The following is a 16,775-nucleotide window of genomic DNA, read 5'->3' as shown; positions in this document are numbered from 1 at the left end:
TTTATTTAACCAATTATTTAGAAAAAAAAGCACAATTATTGCTTAAAGTTGGTCAATTTAATCTGAACAACCCATGAAAAAACTATTACAGATCTTTTGTTTAATTTTAACAACAGGTCTTTTTGCACAAACAAATTTTATTGAAAATAAAACACCTTCTACAAAGCGCGTAATCCTTTTGGACGCTGGACATGGAGGAACAGATACTGGCGTAAAAAAAGATGAATTTCAGGAAAAAGATATTGCGCTGAAAATTGCAGAAATTATTCAAGAAAAAAATCCTTTTACAGATATTGATTTTGTATTATTGAGAAAAGGTGACGAACAAATTATCAATACAAGTCGTGCGAAAATGATTAATGAAATAAAACCTGATTTGGTTTTATCAATCCATGCAAATTATAATGTAAAAGATTCGAAAAAAGGAACAGAAATTCACCTTTCTCCATTGAATCCTACTTTCGAAGAATGTAAAATACTTGGCGAAAAAATTGGAACAAGTATAAGTTCTTTAGGTTTTGAAAACTTAGGAATTGTTGAAACAAATTCGAAAATATTACGAGATTCACAAGTTCCAATTATTATGATTGAAATCGGTTATTTAACAAATGACGATGACCGAAAAATCTTAACAAACGAAAGTAATTACCCTAAAATAGCGGATAAAATTTTTGAAGCATTGAAGAATTAGACATAAAAAAATCTCAGAGTATTTTGCTCTGAGATTTTTTGTTTTTTCTCTATTTTCCATCCAATTCTTGTTCTTGATGAAAGGCAATTTGACCAAAATCATCTTGTATATTTTGATAATAAACTTTTGCTTGTAAATAATCTTTGAATCCATAACTTAACTCGAAATTATACACAAAAGCTGGTTGCATAAAAGGATTTCCTTCTGTGTAAGAAATAGGATTACTATACCATTTATTTGGATTTAATTCCCAAAAAGCTGGTCGTTGAATTCTTCGCCCAAAATTAAAATTGAACGAATGATCTTCTGTTGACTGATATTGAATATAAAACTTTGAAAAGCTCTTTTCATAAAAATCAATTAGCAGAAAAAATTGTACAATTTTTAGAAAATTATCAATCAATATAAAACGAAAAAAAGGACTTCAATTGAAGTCCTTTTCTATATTTATTTGCAAATTGTATTAATCACAATTTCCGTCTACATCACAAGAAGCACCATTTTGTGGTTGGTCCAAATGATCTTTTTCGTAAGCTTGTGTCAAAGCAGAAACGAAATACTCGACTGGTTGAGCACCAGAAAGTGCATATTTACGGTCAATTACGAAAAACGGAACGCCAGAAACACCAATATTACGCGCATCTAAAATATCCGAAGCAACTTCAAAAACATTTGCATCAGAATTTAGCATTTCAAGAACTTCGGTTTTGTTCAAACCAATTTCTTCTCCCAATTCAGCCAAAACTTCATAATCAGCTACATTTTTACCTTCTGTAAAATACGCTTTAAAAAGTCTTTCTTCTGCTTCCGAACCTTTTCCATTCGCTTGCGCAAAATGAATCAATCGGTGAGCATCACCCGTATTGACAACTTTAGAATTTTGTTGTTGAAAATCAATTCCAACAACTTTTCCCATTTCAGCCAATTGATTATTCATTGCCGAAACTTGTTCTTCCGAAATTCCTTTTGTTTTGATTAAATAATCATTGACAGAAGTAATTTCAGTTTTTGATAAATCAGGATTTAACTGAAAACTTTTCCATTCAACCTGTATTTTATCTTGATAAGGAATTTGCGTTAAAGCTTGTTCAAAATGTTTTTTTCCGATATAACAGAACGGACACATTACATCCGACCAGATTTCAATTTTCATTATAGAAATTTTTGGTGTAAAAGTTTGTAAAAATACGCTTTTTATTTGAATGGATTCGGTTATTTTTCGGTTAATTTTATCTTGAAAAATTATTAACAAAATCTTGAAAAATAATCGTGCTAAATTGAGTTTTAAATTTGTTTAAGACAAGGTTTAAATTACCTTTGCAGTGAACCAAGAAAAGATGATTAGTTTCATTTTTATTCCAAATCAAATAACGAACAAACAATATGTCAACACACGTAGTAGTCGGTCTTCAATGGGGTGACGAGGGAAAAGGAAAAATTACAGATGTATTAGCCGAAAAATCGGATTATGTTGTACGCTACCAAGGTGGTAACAACGCTGGTCATACGGTATATGTAGGCGATGATAAATTTGTCTTACACTTATTACCTTCTGGAGTTTTACAATGCAAAGGAAAATGTATTATTGCGAATGGTGTCGTAGTAAATCCTGAAGCTTTTTTTGCAGAAACTGAACAATTAGAAGCAAAAGGTTTATCTACAGATCACGTTTTTATCTCGAGAAGAGCGCATATCATCATGCCTTATCACATTTTGTTAGACGAATATCGTGAAGAATTTGCAGGAAAAGATAGTCAAATTGGTACAACAAAACGCGGAATTGGTCCTTGTTATGAGGATAAAGTAGCGCGCGTTGGTATTCGTGCAATTGATTTATTAAATCCTGAAGTTTTAGCAGAAAAAATCAAAGAAAATTTAGTGGTTAAAAATGCTTTATTCGAAAAATTATTCAATAAAGAACCATTAAAATTCGAAGACATTTACGAAAAATATTTAGCTTATGGTGAGCGTTTGAAAGAACGTATCTTAGATTCTGAGTTAGAAATTAACCACGCAATTGACGAAGGTAAAAATGTATTATTCGAAGGTGCTCAAGCATTAATGTTAGACATCGATTTTGGTACATATCCTTTCGTTACATCATCTTCTCCAACAACAGGTGGAGTTTGTGTTGGTGCTGGAGTTCCTCCTACAAAATTGAAAAATTTGATTGGAGTTTCGAAAGCATATTGTACACGCGTTGGTAACGGTCCTTTCCCAACAGAATTGGACAACGAATTAGGAGAACAAATTCGTCAAGTTGGTCACGAATTCGGAGCGTCGACAGGTCGTCCACGCCGCACAGGTTGGTTAGATTTAGTTGCATTGAAACACGCTTGTATGATTAATGGAATTACACATTTAGTAATTACTAAATTAGATGTAATGTCGAATATTGATACAGTAAAAGTTTGTACAGGTTACAAAACAGAAGACGGAAAAATCATTGATTATTTCACTTCTTCTACAACTAAATTAGCTGATTACGAAGCGCAATACGACGAATTACCAGGATGGAAAGAAGATATTACAAACGTAAAATCTTTTGATGAGTTACCGCAAACAGCGCAAGATTACATTCACTACATTGAGAAATACTTAGGAATCGAAGTTTATTTAGTTTCGGTTGGACCAGAGCGTTCTCAAAACATTATTAGAACAACTTTATTTTAATAAATTAAATAGTATAGCCTGTCTTTTGTTGGGCTATAACTTTATGAGATATTTTTATGAACGAAATTTTAGAACGATTAAAACAATTGAATTTAGGTATAGATTCTATCGTCCCGATGAAAGGTGGTGATATTAACGATGCTTTTCGATTAGAATCGTTTGATAAAAAATATTTTTTAAAGGTAAATTCCGCAAACAACTTTCCTCATCTTTTCAAGAAAGAAGCACGTGCTTTAGAAGCCATCAAAAAGACCAAAACATTTTCGGTTCCGAAAGTGGTAAATGTTGGCGAAGCTGGAAAAGATTTTCAATATTTATTATTAGAATGGATGGAAACCTCTACTCCAACTGTTGTAAATTGGGAAAACTTAGGAAAAAATTTAGCAAAACTTCATCAAAATACAAGTAAACAATTTGGTTGGTCAGAAGATAATTACATTGCAATTGTCGTTCAGCCGAATAGTTTAACAGATTCTTGGAGCGAATTTTATGCAAAAAATCGCATCATGCCAATGATGAAACTATTGCAAAACAAACAATTAATCAATTCAAAACAAATAAAATCTGCAGAGAGTTTATGTAAACAATTGAATTCGATATTTCCAGAAGAAAAACCTGCTTTATTGCATGGAGATTTTTGGAATGGAAATATTTTAGCCAACAAAAAAGGCGAATTCTCGGTTATAGATCCTGCAATTTATTATGGTCATCGCGAAATGGATTTGGCTATTGCAAAGCTTTTTGGAGGATTTGATGATGTATTTTTTGATGCCTATCACGAAAATAATCCTTTAGCACCAAATTTCGAAGAGCGTTTACCAATTGCACAATTATTTCCATTGCTGATACACGCTTACCTTTTCGAAGGTTATTATGTGAAAGATGTGCAAACCATTTTGAAAAAATTTTAAAAAACAAAACAAACAAATACAATGAACAAGTATCAAAATCCTTTAGAATCGAGATATTGTAGCGACGAAATGCTATATATCTTTTCTCCTGAGAAAAAATTTACAACATGGAGACAGCTTTGGATTGCTTTGGCAGAAATTGAAAAGGAACTTGGATTAGATATTACAGACGAACAAATTCAAGAATTAAAAAATAATGCAACTAATATTGATTATGATGTTGCTGCGGCTTACGAAAAGAAATTTCGTCACGATGTAATGGCTCACGTGCATACGTACGGTGATGTTGCACCAAGCGCAAAAGCAATTATTCATTTAGGCGCTACTTCGGCTTTTGTTGGCGATAACACAGATTTGATTCAGATTCGTGATGGATTTCAACATGTAAAAGGACAATTAATCAATGTGATTGATGGTTTAGCAAAATTTGCGCGTCAATACAAAGATTTACCAACTTTAGGATTTACGCATTTCCAACCAGCACAATTAACAACCGTTGGAAAACGTGCAACACTTTGGTTACAATCTGTTTTATTAGATTTAGAAGAATTAGAATTCAGAATAGATACGTTACGTTTTCGCGGTGTAAAAGGAACAACTGGAACAGCGGCTTCTTTCAAAGAATTATTTGATGGAGATTACCAAAAAGTAAAAACATTAGACAAAAAATTATCTGAACGTTTCGGATTCAAAAATGTTTTTGCAGTTTCAGGACAAACTTACGATCGTAAAATTGATGCTCAAGCATTAGAATTATTATCAAACATTGCACAATCTGCACATAAATTTACAAACGACTTGCGTTTATTACAAAATTTAAAAGAGATTGAAGAACCTTTCGAAAAAAATCAAATTGGATCTTCTGCAATGGCATACAAACGCAATCCTATGCGTTCAGAGCGTATCGCCTCTTTAGCGAAATACGTGATGTCCTTAGCAACTTCTCCTGCAATGGTTGCTTCAACTCAATGGTTCGAAAGAACGTTGGACGATTCGGCTAACAAACGCTTAGCAGTACCTCAAGCATTTTTAACGATTGATGCAATTTTAATCATTTGGAACAATATTTTAGATGGTTTAGTCGTTTATCCTAAAATCATCGAGAAGCATATCGCGGAAGAATTACCATTTATGGCAACCGAATATATCATTATGGAAGGTGTTAAAAATGGTGGAGATCGTCAAGAATTACACGAAATTATCCGTACACATTCTATGGAAGCTGCAAAACAAGTGAAAATGGAAGGAAAATCTAACGATTTAATTGAACGTATCATTGCCGATGAAAATGTAAAAATTGACAAAGAGAAATTAGTCGAATTATTAGATCCGAAAAACTTTACAGGATTTGCTTCTGAACAAACAGAAGAATTCTTAAAAGATTTGGTTGATCCAATTATCGAAGAAAATAAAACACTTTTAGGCGCTCATACAGACCTTAAAGTGTAAACACGCTTAAGACAAACACATGAAACAAAAAAAAGACTTCCAAATTGGAAGTCTTTTTTTAATTTTAACCTTTAATCAATTATAACCAATGAGAAAATTCTTTCTGTTTTTTGCACTTATTTGTTCTTTTCACGTAGTTGGACAAATCAAATATATCACGAACAAAGAATTTACTGTACAAGGAAAAGCCTTTGATAATACACCTTTTTACCATAGAATCGATACCAACAAATACGCAAATCTTCCTGAAAAAGTAAAAGGTTTATTTACTGCTCCCGCTGGATTATATGTTACATTCAAATCGAATACTTCACAAATAAAACTGGATTGGACAACTCGTTCTACTTATTTGGGCGCGAATACAACTGGAATTATGGCGCGTGGGTTGGATTTGTATATCAAAGAAAACGGAAAGTGGATTTTTGCAGGTGCGGCTTTACCAAATCAGCAAAATATCAAAAGTGAATTGATATCGTCAAGAATTTATCAAAGACAGAAAAGGAATTCATACTTTATTTGCCACTTTGGAACGAAATTACAGATTTAAAAATAGGAATTGATGCTTCCGCTAATTTTATCAATCAACCGATTGCGTATAAAAAGAAAATCGTGGTTTATGGTTCAAGCATTGTGCAAGGTGCTTCGGCAAGTCGTCCTGGAATGAATTATCCTTCTATTTTAACACGAAAAACAGGCTATGAATTCATTAATCTTGATTTGAGTGGAAGTGCAAAAATTGAAATTGAATTGGCTGAAATGATCAAAGATATTCAAGGGGTTGATTTGTTTATCTTGGATTGTGTTCCAAATAGTTCACCCGAAGAGATCAAAAGTAGAACAATTCCGTTCGTCAAATTACTCCGAAAATATCATCCAAAAACACCAATCTTGATGGTAGAAAGCTTGATTCGACCAATGAGTAAATTTGATTTAATCGCTCACGAAGATATGACAAGACAAAATCAAACCTATCGAGCCCAATACGATGCGTTGATAAAAGAAGGCATAAAAGATTTGTATTTATTGAAAGGTGATAATTTAATTGGTTCGGATAACGAAGGTTCTACAGACGGAATTCATCCAAATGATTTAGGTTTTAGCAGATTATCAGAGGCCATTGAGAAAAAAGTAAATGAAATTTTGAGTAAGAAATAGATTAATACTTTATACCAACTTTTCTCAAAATAAAACCTAACAACCAAATAGGACCAACCAACAAAAATTGTAAATCTTTGAGAAAACTTGGCTTCTTCCCTTATATTTTGTGTCCAACGAATTGTAAAATCCACGTGATAATAAATACTACCAAATAAACTAACCAAGATTTTGTACCGAATTGCACATTGCACAACGAAATAAAATATTCCATAATCAACATTAGAAAAATCATAATGAAACCAACGACAACCGATAATCTAAAATAAAATATTGAAACAATAACCAATGCAATGATTGAAGCTATACTGATATAACCAAAGTTCTGAACATACAAATGCGGCGCTGGAATGTAGGATATAAAACCAAGAATCGTCCAAAAGATTAAAGGAACACAAATCCAATGAATAGTTTTGTTTGTTCCATTTTGATGACTTTCTCCATATTCACTAAAAAGTTGTTCTATTTTTCTCATATTGGATGATTTTAACTTAAATATAGGTTGAATTTGTTTGATTATTAAACTTTAAAACCAAAATTATAGTTGTAAATTTGAATATAACTTGAAATATCTTACAAAATCCAATTAATGTTTACAAAAATTATAAATGTATTTGCAATACTATTTGGTATCACACTCTTTACCCTACTAACTTATATTTTTTATAATCAAGCTTCTAAAGATTTATCTAAATATTCGCAAGTTGAAGGTATAATAACAAATAAAGGTATTATAAATTCAAACAAAAATTCTAAAATATTCTTTTTAAAACTTTCTAATTATCCTCAAAATCTCGCAGTATACAAAATGACTAAAAATTATTCAGAGCTTGATAATAATATTAGTCACGGTGACAAAGTAAAAGTATATTTTTCACCTTCAAATTCTAATAAAAATAACTTGGATATAGTTCAAATAGAGAAAGAAAATAAAATTTTATTAAGTTATAATACGCACAAAACCACCTACTATTTTTTAACCGGAATAACTACAATCGCTACATTATGTATCATTTTAATGACAGTTTATTATATAAAAAGAAATAAAATTGAGAATCCTATACCACCTATTTTCTAAATAAAACAAATTCAATATTAAAACATTAGCAATAGTTACCAAAATTTGGTAACTTTATTTTATTAAACTAAATAAGACGTTATGGGACGAAATACATCTGTTTCTTTGGGAAATTATTTTGAAGAATTTGTTGATACAAAAGTCTCTCAAGGAAGATACAAAAATGCAAGTGAGGTTATTAGAGCTGGTTTGAGACTTTTGGAAGAAGAAGAAGATAAAATTCAGTTATTGAAAAATTCGATACAAGAAGGTATAGATAGTGGAATTGCAGAGGATTTTGATGCAAAAAAACACCTCGAAACTTTGAAAGCCAAAATAAAAAATAATGGCTAAGTATTTCTTGACAAATAAAGCTGTTGAAGATCTTTCGAAAATATATGAATATACGTTTGAATTGTGGTCACAGAATCAAGCGGATAAATATTATGAAGAACTAATCAATTTTTGTCAGTTATTAGCCGAAAACCCCATGATTGGAAGAAATTATAGTGAGATTAATTCTGAACTTTACGGATTTTTAGCCAATCAACACATTATCTTTTATAGAATTCTAACTAAAGATGAAATTGAAATAACAAGAATTCTCGGTGCGGAAATGGATTTGAAGAATCGTATAAAAGAATAAACTTTTTAATTTTCTCACTTCAACTATTTTCACCGCAAAAAACGATTATACGAGAAAGCCAACTTTTTCAAGTTGGCTATTTTATTTACTTTGGATAAACGACTCGTGAAAAGCAACACGAAGTGTTGATCTATATTATAAAATTTTAAGCTTGCATCACAAAAATAGCAGGACGTTTATGAAAATCATACTTTTCATTTTTCCACTCTTTGATCGATAACGTGCGGATATCTTCGTCCTCTAATGTAATGTGGCACGCGACACAAATCTTGGTTTCGGCACGAAGAATCTTCGTTAAATCGTCTACCATTTGATTGTTACGATAAGGCGTTTCCATAAAAATTTGAGCAATTCCCGTTTTCGCGCTTTCAGCTTCCAAATGCGCTAATTTCTTTTTACGTTCTGTTTTATCGATTGGTAAATAACCGTGAAAAGCAAAGTTTTGACCATTCATTCCAGAAGCCATTAACGCCAACAAAATCGACGATGGACCAACCAAAGGAACTACCTGGATGCGTTTCTGTTGCGCAACTTTTACCAACTGCGCACCCGGATCTGCAACCGCAGGCAAACCAGCTTCGGAAATAATTCCGATCGTTTTGTTTTGATCAAATAATTTGATCAAATCTAACATTTCTTCTGGCTCTGTATCTTTGTTTAGAATGTAAATATCTAAATCGGCTTGAACTTTTTCGGGGCAAACTTGTTTGATAAATTTACGTGCAGATTTTTCGTTTTCTACCACAAACGTATCAATTGCTCGAATAATGTCAAGATTGTATAAAGGCAATACTCTACTGTGTTCGCTTTCACCTAAAAGTGAAGGAATCAAATAAACTTTAGCCGTTTTCATTGTATAATTTTAAAGATTATATTTTTTGATGATTCCGTCTGTGGCTTCATCTAATAATTGATAAACATGCTCGAAAGCATCTTCTCCATCGTAGTAAGGATCAGGAACATTTTGCGTTTGCCCTATTCCATCTTTCAAGATCAATTTGATTTTACTTTGCTCCTCTTCGCTTCGAGCTAATTGTTGCAAATTAATTAAATTTTGTTTATCCATTGCAAAGATTAAATCAAACTCATCGAAAAAAATTGGATTGAAATGCATTGCACGTTGATCAGAAATATCAACACCATATTTTTTAGCAACCGCAACCGAGCGTCTATCTGGTTGTTCACCAACATGCCAATCACCCGTACCAGCAGAATCTACCAAATGATTGTCGCCAACCTTTGATTGTAAAATTCCTTCTGCCAACGGAGAACGACAAATATTACCTAAACAAACCATCAAAATTTTCATTGAAAAAATATTTATAGATTAATCTGAAATTTTACGTGAAATATCTTCAATATAACCACGAAATTGCTTGTCCGTTTCTTGTAAATTTTTCACTGTTTTACAAGCGTGTAAAACTGTTGCGTGATCACGTTTACCGATTTGTGTTCCAATACTTGCCAAAGACGCTTTTGTATATTGTTTTGCAAAATACATTGCTAATTGACGCGCTTGTACGACATCACGTTTACGTGTTTTTGACTGAATATCTTCAATCTTCACTTTAAAGTATTCACAAACTGTTTTCTGAATGTAATCAATCGAGATTTCTTTGCGAGCTGTTTGTACTAATTTAGATAACGTACGTGATGTTAAATCTAAGGTAATTTCACGTTTATTCAACGTTGCTTGCGCAATGATTGAGTTTAATGAACCTTCTAATTCACGCACATTTGTATCAATATTTTGTGCGATATAATCCATTACTTCATCAGGAAATTCGATACCATCGTTTTCTAATTTTTGTTTCAAAATTGAAAGACGTGTATTGTAATCAGGGTTTTGCAAATCGGCTGATAATCCCCATTTGAAACGAGAAATTAATCGATCTTCCATATCTTGAATATCTGCTGGAGATTTATCCGAAGTCAAAATAATCTGATTTCCTCTTTGATGTAAATGGTTAAATATATGGAAAAAAACTTCTTGCGTTTTTGCTTTTCCAGATAAAAACTGAATATCATCCATAATCAAAACATCAATCATTTGATAAAAGTGAATGAAATCATTTTGATTATTATTTTTTACAGCTTCAATAAATTGTTGTGTAAATTTCTCAGTTGAAACATACAAAACAGTTTTCTCTGGGTGTAAATCTTTTACTTCTAAACCTATCGCATGCACCAAATGAGTTTTTCCTAACCCTACTCCACCATAGATGAATAGTGGATTGAACGAAGTTCCTCCTGGGCGTTTGGCAATCGCACGACCAGCCGCACGTGCTAATCGGTTTGATTCTCCTTCGATAAAATTATTGAATGTATAATTATGATTTAATTGCGAATCAATTTTTAATTTTTGCAATCCTGGAATAACGAAAGGATTCATCATTTTACCAGCTTGCAAATTAATTGGCGCTTCTACCTCTTGTGGGCGAGGTTTTTCTTTGTTCGAACTTGGAATACGTACCGTGAATGGCTCACGTCCTTGCGACTTTTGATCCATCAAAATACTGTATACCAATTTTGCATCAGAACCTAATTCTTTTTGTAAGGCACTTTTTAAAATTTTGATATAATGCTCCTCTAACCATTCGTAAAAAAATTTACTTGGTACTTGTATTGTTAAAACATTATTATTTAGTTTGCCCGGACGTATCGGTACAAACCAAGTATTGAAGGCATCTTCTGCAATGTTGTCTTTTATAAAAGACAAGCATTTTTCCCACACAGAATTTGCAGTTATCGTCATAATATTGTCCAAAAGTGCTTAAGTTTTAATGTAAAATACTGAAAGTCAATGTTAAATTTTCATCAACCCTTCTCTACAAAATTGTGAACAAATTTTGAATAAAAAAAATGATTTAGGTATTGATATATTAAAAAATACTTTGTATAATTAAAAATAATCAATAAGTAGTTTTAGATAAAATAAAAATACTGCAAAGATAATCTTTTCGGACATATTTTAGCTTATAAAACTATTAATTCTTATTTTTGTATCACTATGGAAATTACACAAGAAAAAATTGACTTCGCAATTATCAAAGTAGAAAATCATTTAAATGATTTGGGCATCAAAAATAATTTTTCTCTTTTACGAATTGAACAAGGTGAAGAAAAAAATGTAAGGACTTTTTATTATGAAATAGCAAATCCTACTTTCAAAACAATTATTCAAATTCAATATGATTTCTTAAAAGAAGAGCAAAAAGATTCTTCGCAAACTTCTTTTAGTTGGATGGATTACAAAAAAATTACTGAATAGACTTTTTCATTTTTTATATAATTAATGATAAAGTCTTTTTTTTGTTCTCTACTTTTGAAGATTAAAATGATGTTTTAGAAAATTATGGAGAAGATAGAAGAAACCGAACAATTAAATGTTTTTCGCACCAAAACTCGTATTCTATATAAACACACCGATCAAATGAAAGTGGTTTATTATGGAAATTATCCTGAGTTTTATGAAATTGGTCGTGTAGAATTGATGCGCAAACGTGGTTTTCCTTATGCTGAATTGGAAGCAATGGGAATTCAGATGCCAATTATTGAAATGCATACAAAATATATTGGTAGCGCTTTGTACGATGAATTAATCGAAATTGAAACAACAGTTCATGAGCGTGACAAAGGTGTTCGCATTCGATTTGATTACAATATATATAATGAAGTGGGAAAAATAATTAATCAAGGATACACTATTTTATGTTGTATTGATGCCGAAACTCGTCGTCCTGTTCGTATTCCAGAACGTATTTGGACAAGTTTAGGTTTATAATATTATTTAGAATCATTAATTATTCGTTAAAACAAATTCTTGCAAATGATTTCTCATTAAATTTGTTCCTTAACAAAACATGATTAAAAACGAATGTCAACACTTCAAGAAAAAATCAATCAAACGATTGTAGACGTTATCGATTTTCCAAAAGAAGGAATTGTCTACAAAGACATTACTCCATTGTTCTTAAATTCTGAACTTTCGAATGAAATTGTAGACGCTTTTGTAGAAAAAGCAAAAGGTAAAGTGGATATTGTTTGTGGAATTGAAAGCCGTGGATTTTTGTACGGAATTCAGATTGCACAAAAATTAAAAGTTCCTTTTGTATTAATTCGTAAAGCTGGTAAATTACCTCCTCCAACAATTAGTCAATCTTATGATTTGGAATATGGACAAGCAACTATCGAAGTAAATTCGAATTACATCAAAGATGGTGCGCGAGTTCTAATTCACGACGATGTTTTAGCAACTGGTGGAACTGCCGAAGCTTGTGCTAAATTGGTAGAAAAATGTGGTGGAAAAACAACACAGTTTTCTTTTATTGTTGATTTAACTTTCCTACATGGTAAAGATAAATTAACATCTTTTACAACTGATATTGTTACTTTAACAGAATATTAAACTAAAAACTCCGCTCAAAATTTTGAGCGGAGTTTTTTTTATTTTTTAGGCGCTATAATCACTTCTGGCGCTCTTTCATTACCAATATCCAACAAAGCTTTTATATTCGCTAAAATTTCTCTAAAACTCTGTTTACCTTCCGTTTTATAAGGTCCGCTATCCGCATTATATCCAATACAATCCAATCCGAAAACTTTTCCTAAGAAAAGCGCTCTTTTGAGATGATAAGATTGAGAAATTAAAATCACTTTATCAAATTGATAAATATTTTTGGTTCTGTAGATTGTGCTATATGTATCCAAACCTGCTCCATCTAGATAAGTATCTTCAATTTTGACACCTCTATCCAACAAGTATTTTTCCATCACATCAATTTCATTAAAATTCTCGTGAAGTTTTTCTCCAGAAAGTAAAATTACATCCACTTGATCCTCTTTGTAAAGTCGAATTGCAGCATCCAAACGATCTTTCAAAAAACGAGTTGGTTGTCCATTAGCTTGCACTTTTGCACCAAAAACAACTGCCACACGATAATCTGACGGAATATTTCCTTGATAATTGTAAATGTAATACGAAGTAAAAACTTGAATAATCAATGCAACGATCAAAGTAAAAACCGCTATTAATCCAGCGATAAACATACTTTTACGCATTACAAATCTTCCTATTTTTACAAGTTTACTCAACTATCTTTTGTTTTAAAAAATTTTAACATTCAACAGTCTATAAGTTTAGTGATATTTAAAAATTATAAATGTGAAAATTATTTTAAATTTTTCATCGTAATTTTAGAGAATGAATGAGATTGAGTTAAGAACAGTTACCGTTGAACGCTATTTGCAACCTTTGCGCGAAGGTGGTTCTTTGCCTGCACTAGCTGATGCAGATGACGGTTTTAAATATGTTTTAAAATTTAAAGGTGCTGGTCATGGTCCTCGCATGCTGATTTCTGAATTATTAGGAGGAGAAATTGCACGTGTTTTAGGATTTAAAGTTCCTGAATTAGTTTTTGCAAATTTGGACGAATATTTTGGTCAATCCGAAGCTGATGAAGAAATTCAGGATTTGTTAAAATTTAGCGAAGGAACTAATTTGGCTTTGCATTATTTATCTGGTGCAATCAATTATGATCCTGCTGTAATGAAAATTGATGATAAATTATCTTCTCAAATTGTTTGGTTAGATGCTTTTTTGACGAATGTTGATCGTACTTTTCGCAATACAAATATGTTAATGTGGCACAAAGAATTGTGGTTGATTGATCATGGTGCTTCCTATTATTTTCATCATTCGTGGGACAATTGGGAAAAAGCAGCTCTTGCACCCTTTACGCCAATTAAAGACCATGTTCTATTGAAAAATGCTACAAAACTTGAAGAAGTTGATACAGAATTTAAAGCGATTTTGAATGATGAAATCATTGATAAAATTGTCGATTTGATTCCTGATGAATGGTTAGAAACAGAAGTTACACATGCTACTCACGAAGAAATGAGAACGGTTTACAAAACATTTATCAAAACACGATTACAACATTCCGAACTTTTTATAAACGAAGCGAATAATGCCAGAAAAAATCTTATATGAGTATGCAATTCTTCGTTTGGTTCCTAAAGTTGAACGCGAAGAGTTTATCAATGTTGGAGTAATTTTATTTTCGAAAAAAGAAGATTATTTGAAAGTAAAATATTTTATTAATGATAGTAGAATCAATGCTTTTTGCCACGAATTAGATCTTGATTTTATTGACAGTAATTTGAATGCTTTGTCTAAAATTGCCGAAGGAATTCATCCCGAATCTGCTGTATCTAATTTCGAAACCCCTGAACGTTTTCGTTGGTTAACAGCTGTCAGAAGTTCGTCTATCCAAAGTTCTCGTCCGCATCCTGGTAAAACAACAAACCTTGATAAAACCTTGGATCAATTATATAAAGAACATGTTTTATAAAAGTTAAACGCTTAAAAACGAATGTTTTAAAAATATTTTCTTAAATTTGGTCATACATTAATTTTAAATTATTTATCGCCATGAGTACATTAAGAAACAAAGTTCAGCTAATTGGGAATGTTGGTAGCAATCCTGATGTTAAAACATTAGAAAACGAAAAGAAGTTTACAAAATTTAGTCTAGCAACGAACGAAAGCTACACAAATAGCAAAGGTGAGAAAGTTCAGCAAACGACGTGGCACAATTTAGTTGCTTACGGACCAATTGTAAATGTGATCGAAAAACATGTAGAAAAAGGGAAGCAACTTGCTATAGAAGGCAAATTGACTTACCGAGATTATCAAGATAAAGATGGTCAACAAAAAACGATTACAGAAATTATAATTGATGAAATTGTACTTCTTTAGCGTTTAAAATAAAAGGGAAACAGTGATGTTTCCCTTTTATTATTTTATAAGATTCCAAAATAAATTTGGAATATGAATTATCCTAACATTCGAATCGCGGTTTTTAGACCTTCGATAAATGTATCTATTTCTTCTTTTGTATTATAAACAGCGAATGAAGCGCGTACCGTTCCCGGAATATTGAAATGCTGCATAATTGGTTGTGCACAATGATGACCAGTTCGAACAGCAATTCCTTTTTTGTCCAAAATCATTCCGACATCAGATGAATGAACGCCGTCAAATTTTAAGTTGAAAGAAACTGCACCAGAATGTTCTGCATCTTTTGCATAAATCTCCACTTCATCAAATTCTGATAAACGCTGAATTGTATAATCTACTAATTCTTTTTCGTAATCGTGAATCGTTTGCATTCCGATAGAATTGATAAAACCTACAGCAGCTCCAAGACCGATAATCCCTGCAATATCTGGTGTACCTGCCTCAAATTTGAAAGGTAAACAAGCATAAGTCGAAACTTCCATCGTTACATCTTTTATCATCTCTCCTCCTCCGTGGAAAGGTGGTAATTCATTCAAGATATCTTCTTTTCCATACAAAATACCGATTCCAGTTGGACCATACATTTTGTGTCCAGAAAAAACCAAGAAATCACAATCCATTGCTTGTACATCAATAACCGTATGTGGAGCAGATTGCGCCGCATCAATCAAAACCCAAGCACCTTTTGCATGTGCTTTTTCAATAATAGTTTTGATCGGATTTACAACACCTAAAGCATTCGAAACTTGATTAACACAAACTAATTTGGTTTTATCTGTCAATAAATCATCCAACTTCTCAATATCCAAAATACCTTCTGCAGTTAACGGAATATATTTCAATTTAGCACCAGTTCGCTGACACAACAATTGCCAAGGAACGATGTTAGAATGATGCTCGATTTCGGTAATAATAATTTCATCATCCGCTGTTAGGATATTACGAAGTGAATTAGAAACTAAATTAATTCCTTCCGTTGTTCCACGCGTAAAAATAATTTCGTAATCGTGTTTCGCATTGATAAATTTCTGAATCTTACGACGCGATTCTTCCATCAAATCTGTTGCTTCTTGACTTAATGTATGAATTCCACGGTGTACATTTGCATTGTACTTTTCGTAATATTCGTCCAAAACATCTAAAACAACTTTCGGTTTTTGAGAAGTTGCACCATTATCTAAATAAACCAATGGCTTTCCATTGACTTCTCTCTCTAAAATTGGAAATTGACTTCTTATTTGTTGAATATCTATTGACATTTTTTTAAGTTTTGAGTGATGAGTTGTGAGCTATGTGTAATAAAAAAGTAAGTATTCAAAAATAGTTTCAAATACTTACTTTATATTTCAAAATAAGTTCTACTTAAAACTTATTACGTATAACTCAGA

23 protein-coding genes are annotated in these 16,775 nt (G+C 31.8%); 15 read left to right on the top strand and 8 right to left on the bottom strand.

From position 1 onward, the window contains the following. Positions 1-73: 73 nt before the first annotated feature. A complete protein-coding gene (locus tag B4E59_RS02825; protein ID WP_221854559.1) occupies positions 74-691 on the top strand; it encodes an N-acetylmuramoyl-L-alanine amidase family protein in 618 nt (205 codons plus the stop codon). 49 nt (positions 692-740) lie between these two features. On the opposite strand, the gene B4E59_RS02820 is transcribed toward B4E59_RS02825, so the two are convergent. Both B4E59_RS02820 and B4E59_RS02815 read right to left on the bottom strand, forming a co-directional pair. Then, the gene (locus B4E59_RS02820; protein WP_185144102.1) at positions 741-1,094 is read right to left on the bottom strand and encodes a TonB-dependent receptor domain-containing protein; all 354 of its coding nucleotides are present in this window, start codon (positions 1,092-1,094) and stop codon (positions 741-743) included. Between the two features lie 60 nt (positions 1,095-1,154). After that, positions 1,155-1,844: a DsbA family oxidoreductase gene (locus B4E59_RS02815; protein WP_286495857.1), complete on the bottom strand. Its 690-nt coding sequence runs from the start codon at positions 1,842-1,844 to the stop codon at positions 1,155-1,157. A gap of 230 nt (positions 1,845-2,074) precedes the next feature. On the opposite strand from B4E59_RS02815, the gene B4E59_RS02810 reads away from it, so the two are divergent. From B4E59_RS02810 to B4E59_RS02790, 5 genes are all read left to right on the top strand, one after another. Further along, on the top strand, positions 2,075-3,364 hold the full coding sequence (locus B4E59_RS02810) for an adenylosuccinate synthase (RefSeq protein WP_219034680.1): 1,290 nt from the start codon (positions 2,075-2,077) through the stop codon (positions 3,362-3,364). A 56-nt stretch (positions 3,365-3,420) separates the two neighbouring features. Beyond that, positions 3,421-4,275, top strand: a complete 855-nt coding sequence (locus tag B4E59_RS02805) for a fructosamine kinase family protein (protein ID WP_291047529.1) — start codon at positions 3,421-3,423, stop codon at positions 4,273-4,275. A 21-nt stretch (positions 4,276-4,296) separates the two neighbouring features. After that, entirely contained in the window at positions 4,297-5,724 is a 1,428-nt protein-coding gene (gene purB / locus B4E59_RS02800) for an adenylosuccinate lyase (protein ID WP_291051200.1), read from the top strand. 88 nt (positions 5,725-5,812) lie between these two features. Then, the gene (locus tag B4E59_RS02795; RefSeq protein ID WP_291047527.1) at positions 5,813-6,271 is read left to right on the top strand and encodes an SGNH/GDSL hydrolase N-terminal domain-containing protein; all 459 of its coding nucleotides are present in this window, start codon (positions 5,813-5,815) and stop codon (positions 6,269-6,271) included. After that, positions 6,241-6,879: an SGNH/GDSL hydrolase family protein gene (locus tag B4E59_RS02790; RefSeq protein WP_286495860.1), complete on the top strand. Its 639-nt coding sequence runs from the start codon at positions 6,241-6,243 to the stop codon at positions 6,877-6,879. Before B4E59_RS02795 ends, B4E59_RS02790 begins: the two co-directional genes overlap by 31 nt. Before the next feature lie 100 nt (positions 6,880-6,979). On the opposite strand, the gene B4E59_RS02785 is transcribed toward B4E59_RS02790, so the two are convergent. Further along, positions 6,980-7,354: an Mpo1 family 2-hydroxy fatty acid dioxygenase gene (locus B4E59_RS02785; RefSeq protein WP_286495861.1), complete on the bottom strand. Its 375-nt coding sequence runs from the start codon at positions 7,352-7,354 to the stop codon at positions 6,980-6,982. A gap of 114 nt (positions 7,355-7,468) precedes the next feature. Between B4E59_RS02785 and B4E59_RS02780 the strand changes: the two genes are divergently transcribed. The 3 genes from B4E59_RS02780 to B4E59_RS02770 all read left to right on the top strand — a co-directional run bounded on the left by B4E59_RS02780 (position 7,469) and on the right by B4E59_RS02770 (position 8,582). Next, positions 7,469-7,957, top strand: coding sequence for a hypothetical protein (locus tag B4E59_RS02780; RefSeq protein ID WP_286495862.1), 489 nt, complete (start codon positions 7,469-7,471; stop codon positions 7,955-7,957). 81 nt (positions 7,958-8,038) lie between these two features. Continuing rightward, entirely contained in the window at positions 8,039-8,290 is a 252-nt protein-coding gene (locus tag B4E59_RS02775; RefSeq protein ID WP_219034673.1) for a type II toxin-antitoxin system ParD family antitoxin, read from the top strand. Further along, positions 8,283-8,582, top strand: coding sequence for a type II toxin-antitoxin system RelE/ParE family toxin (locus tag B4E59_RS02770; RefSeq protein WP_219034672.1), 300 nt, complete (start codon positions 8,283-8,285; stop codon positions 8,580-8,582). Before B4E59_RS02775 ends, B4E59_RS02770 begins: the two co-directional genes overlap by 8 nt. A gap of 145 nt (positions 8,583-8,727) precedes the next feature. Here B4E59_RS02770 and B4E59_RS02765 read toward each other — a convergent pair whose 3' ends face one another. The 3 genes from B4E59_RS02765 to dnaA are packed head-to-tail and all read right to left on the bottom strand — an operon-like array spanning position 8,728 to position 11,337. Beyond that, a complete protein-coding gene (locus tag B4E59_RS02765) occupies positions 8,728-9,435 on the bottom strand; it encodes an SAM-dependent methyltransferase (protein WP_286495863.1) in 708 nt (235 codons plus the stop codon). Positions 9,436-9,444: 9 nt separating this feature from the next. Continuing rightward, a complete protein-coding gene (locus tag B4E59_RS02760; RefSeq protein WP_219034670.1) occupies positions 9,445-9,891 on the bottom strand; it encodes a low molecular weight protein-tyrosine-phosphatase in 447 nt (148 codons plus the stop codon). Between the two features lie 18 nt (positions 9,892-9,909). Continuing rightward, a complete protein-coding gene (gene dnaA, locus B4E59_RS02755) occupies positions 9,910-11,337 on the bottom strand; it encodes a chromosomal replication initiator protein DnaA (protein ID WP_286495871.1) in 1,428 nt (475 codons plus the stop codon). 255 nt (positions 11,338-11,592) lie between these two features. Between dnaA and B4E59_RS02750 the strand changes: the two genes are divergently transcribed. The 3 genes from B4E59_RS02750 (at position 11,593) to B4E59_RS02740 (ending at position 12,990) form a co-directional block, all read left to right on the top strand. Then, positions 11,593-11,853: a hypothetical protein gene (locus B4E59_RS02750; RefSeq protein ID WP_038333588.1), complete on the top strand. Its 261-nt coding sequence runs from the start codon at positions 11,593-11,595 to the stop codon at positions 11,851-11,853. An 84-nt stretch (positions 11,854-11,937) separates the two neighbouring features. Then, the gene (locus tag B4E59_RS02745) at positions 11,938-12,366 is read left to right on the top strand and encodes an acyl-CoA thioesterase (protein WP_125349076.1); all 429 of its coding nucleotides are present in this window, start codon (positions 11,938-11,940) and stop codon (positions 12,364-12,366) included. Between the two features lie 93 nt (positions 12,367-12,459). Further along, the gene (locus tag B4E59_RS02740) at positions 12,460-12,990 is read left to right on the top strand and encodes an adenine phosphoribosyltransferase (protein WP_219035195.1); all 531 of its coding nucleotides are present in this window, start codon (positions 12,460-12,462) and stop codon (positions 12,988-12,990) included. 38 nt (positions 12,991-13,028) lie between these two features. On the opposite strand, the gene B4E59_RS02735 is transcribed toward B4E59_RS02740, so the two are convergent. Next, complete coding sequence (locus tag B4E59_RS02735; RefSeq protein WP_286495865.1) at positions 13,029-13,676, bottom strand: SanA/YdcF family protein; 648 nt, start codon at positions 13,674-13,676, stop codon at positions 13,029-13,031. Between the two features lie 109 nt (positions 13,677-13,785). On the opposite strand from B4E59_RS02735, the gene B4E59_RS02730 reads away from it, so the two are divergent. The 3 genes from B4E59_RS02730 to B4E59_RS02720 all read left to right on the top strand — a co-directional run bounded on the left by B4E59_RS02730 (position 13,786) and on the right by B4E59_RS02720 (position 15,345). Further along, a complete protein-coding gene (locus tag B4E59_RS02730) occupies positions 13,786-14,577 on the top strand; it encodes a HipA family kinase (RefSeq protein WP_219035197.1) in 792 nt (263 codons plus the stop codon). Then, positions 14,555-14,938: a DUF3037 domain-containing protein gene (locus tag B4E59_RS02725; protein ID WP_125349073.1), complete on the top strand. Its 384-nt coding sequence runs from the start codon at positions 14,555-14,557 to the stop codon at positions 14,936-14,938. Before B4E59_RS02730 ends, B4E59_RS02725 begins: the two co-directional genes overlap by 23 nt. Positions 14,939-15,018: 80 nt before the next feature. Continuing rightward, complete coding sequence (locus B4E59_RS02720) at positions 15,019-15,345, top strand: single-stranded DNA-binding protein (RefSeq protein ID WP_125349072.1); 327 nt, start codon at positions 15,019-15,021, stop codon at positions 15,343-15,345. Between the two features lie 77 nt (positions 15,346-15,422). Here the strand turns inward: B4E59_RS02720 and B4E59_RS02715 are convergent, their stop codons facing one another. Continuing rightward, positions 15,423-16,646, bottom strand: a complete 1,224-nt coding sequence (locus tag B4E59_RS02715) for an aminotransferase class V-fold PLP-dependent enzyme (RefSeq protein ID WP_291051196.1) — start codon at positions 16,644-16,646, stop codon at positions 15,423-15,425. Positions 16,647-16,775: the final 129 nt, after the last annotated feature.

This window comes from Empedobacter sp. UBA2044 (genome assembly GCF_002333005.1).
Taxonomy (GTDB): Bacteria; Bacteroidota; Bacteroidia; order Flavobacteriales; family Weeksellaceae; genus Empedobacter; species Empedobacter falsenii_B.
This window is presented reverse-complemented; position numbering and strand designations above follow the sequence as displayed.

What these genes read in the sequence shown, in the direction of transcription:
- B4E59_RS02825 (WP_221854559.1), top strand. Translation starts at nt 74, where the DNA reads ATGAAAAAACTATTACAGATCTTTTGTTTAATTTTAACAACAGGTCTT.
- B4E59_RS02815 (WP_286495857.1), bottom strand. Translation starts at nt 1,844, where the DNA reads ATGAAAATTGAAATCTGGTCGGATGTAATGTGTCCGTTCTGTTATATC.
- B4E59_RS02810 (WP_219034680.1), top strand. Translation starts at nt 2,075, where the DNA reads ATGTCAACACACGTAGTAGTCGGTCTTCAATGGGGTGACGAGGGAAAA.
- B4E59_RS02805 (WP_291047529.1), top strand. Translation starts at nt 3,421, where the DNA reads ATGAACGAAATTTTAGAACGATTAAAACAATTGAATTTAGGTATAGAT.
- purB (WP_291051200.1), top strand. Translation starts at nt 4,297, where the DNA reads ATGAACAAGTATCAAAATCCTTTAGAATCGAGATATTGTAGCGACGAA.
- B4E59_RS02795 (WP_291047527.1), top strand. Translation starts at nt 5,813, where the DNA reads ATGAGAAAATTCTTTCTGTTTTTTGCACTTATTTGTTCTTTTCACGTA.
- B4E59_RS02785 (WP_286495861.1), bottom strand. Translation starts at nt 7,354, where the DNA reads ATGAGAAAAATAGAACAACTTTTTAGTGAATATGGAGAAAGTCATCAA.
- B4E59_RS02780 (WP_286495862.1), top strand. Translation starts at nt 7,469, where the DNA reads ATGTTTACAAAAATTATAAATGTATTTGCAATACTATTTGGTATCACA.
- B4E59_RS02775 (WP_219034673.1), top strand. Translation starts at nt 8,039, where the DNA reads ATGGGACGAAATACATCTGTTTCTTTGGGAAATTATTTTGAAGAATTT.
- B4E59_RS02770 (WP_219034672.1), top strand. Translation starts at nt 8,283, where the DNA reads ATGGCTAAGTATTTCTTGACAAATAAAGCTGTTGAAGATCTTTCGAAA.
- B4E59_RS02765 (WP_286495863.1), bottom strand. Translation starts at nt 9,435, where the DNA reads ATGAAAACGGCTAAAGTTTATTTGATTCCTTCACTTTTAGGTGAAAGC.
- B4E59_RS02760 (WP_219034670.1), bottom strand. Translation starts at nt 9,891, where the DNA reads ATGAAAATTTTGATGGTTTGTTTAGGTAATATTTGTCGTTCTCCGTTG.
- dnaA (WP_286495871.1), bottom strand. Translation starts at nt 11,337, where the DNA reads ATGACGATAACTGCAAATTCTGTGTGGGAAAAATGCTTGTCTTTTATA.
- B4E59_RS02750 (WP_038333588.1), top strand. Translation starts at nt 11,593, where the DNA reads ATGGAAATTACACAAGAAAAAATTGACTTCGCAATTATCAAAGTAGAA.
- B4E59_RS02745 (WP_125349076.1), top strand. Translation starts at nt 11,938, where the DNA reads ATGGAGAAGATAGAAGAAACCGAACAATTAAATGTTTTTCGCACCAAA.
- B4E59_RS02740 (WP_219035195.1), top strand. Translation starts at nt 12,460, where the DNA reads ATGTCAACACTTCAAGAAAAAATCAATCAAACGATTGTAGACGTTATC.
- B4E59_RS02730 (WP_219035197.1), top strand. Translation starts at nt 13,786, where the DNA reads ATGAATGAGATTGAGTTAAGAACAGTTACCGTTGAACGCTATTTGCAA.
- B4E59_RS02725 (WP_125349073.1), top strand. Translation starts at nt 14,555, where the DNA reads ATGCCAGAAAAAATCTTATATGAGTATGCAATTCTTCGTTTGGTTCCT.
- B4E59_RS02720 (WP_125349072.1), top strand. Translation starts at nt 15,019, where the DNA reads ATGAGTACATTAAGAAACAAAGTTCAGCTAATTGGGAATGTTGGTAGC.
- B4E59_RS02715 (WP_291051196.1), bottom strand. Translation starts at nt 16,646, where the DNA reads ATGTCAATAGATATTCAACAAATAAGAAGTCAATTTCCAATTTTAGAG.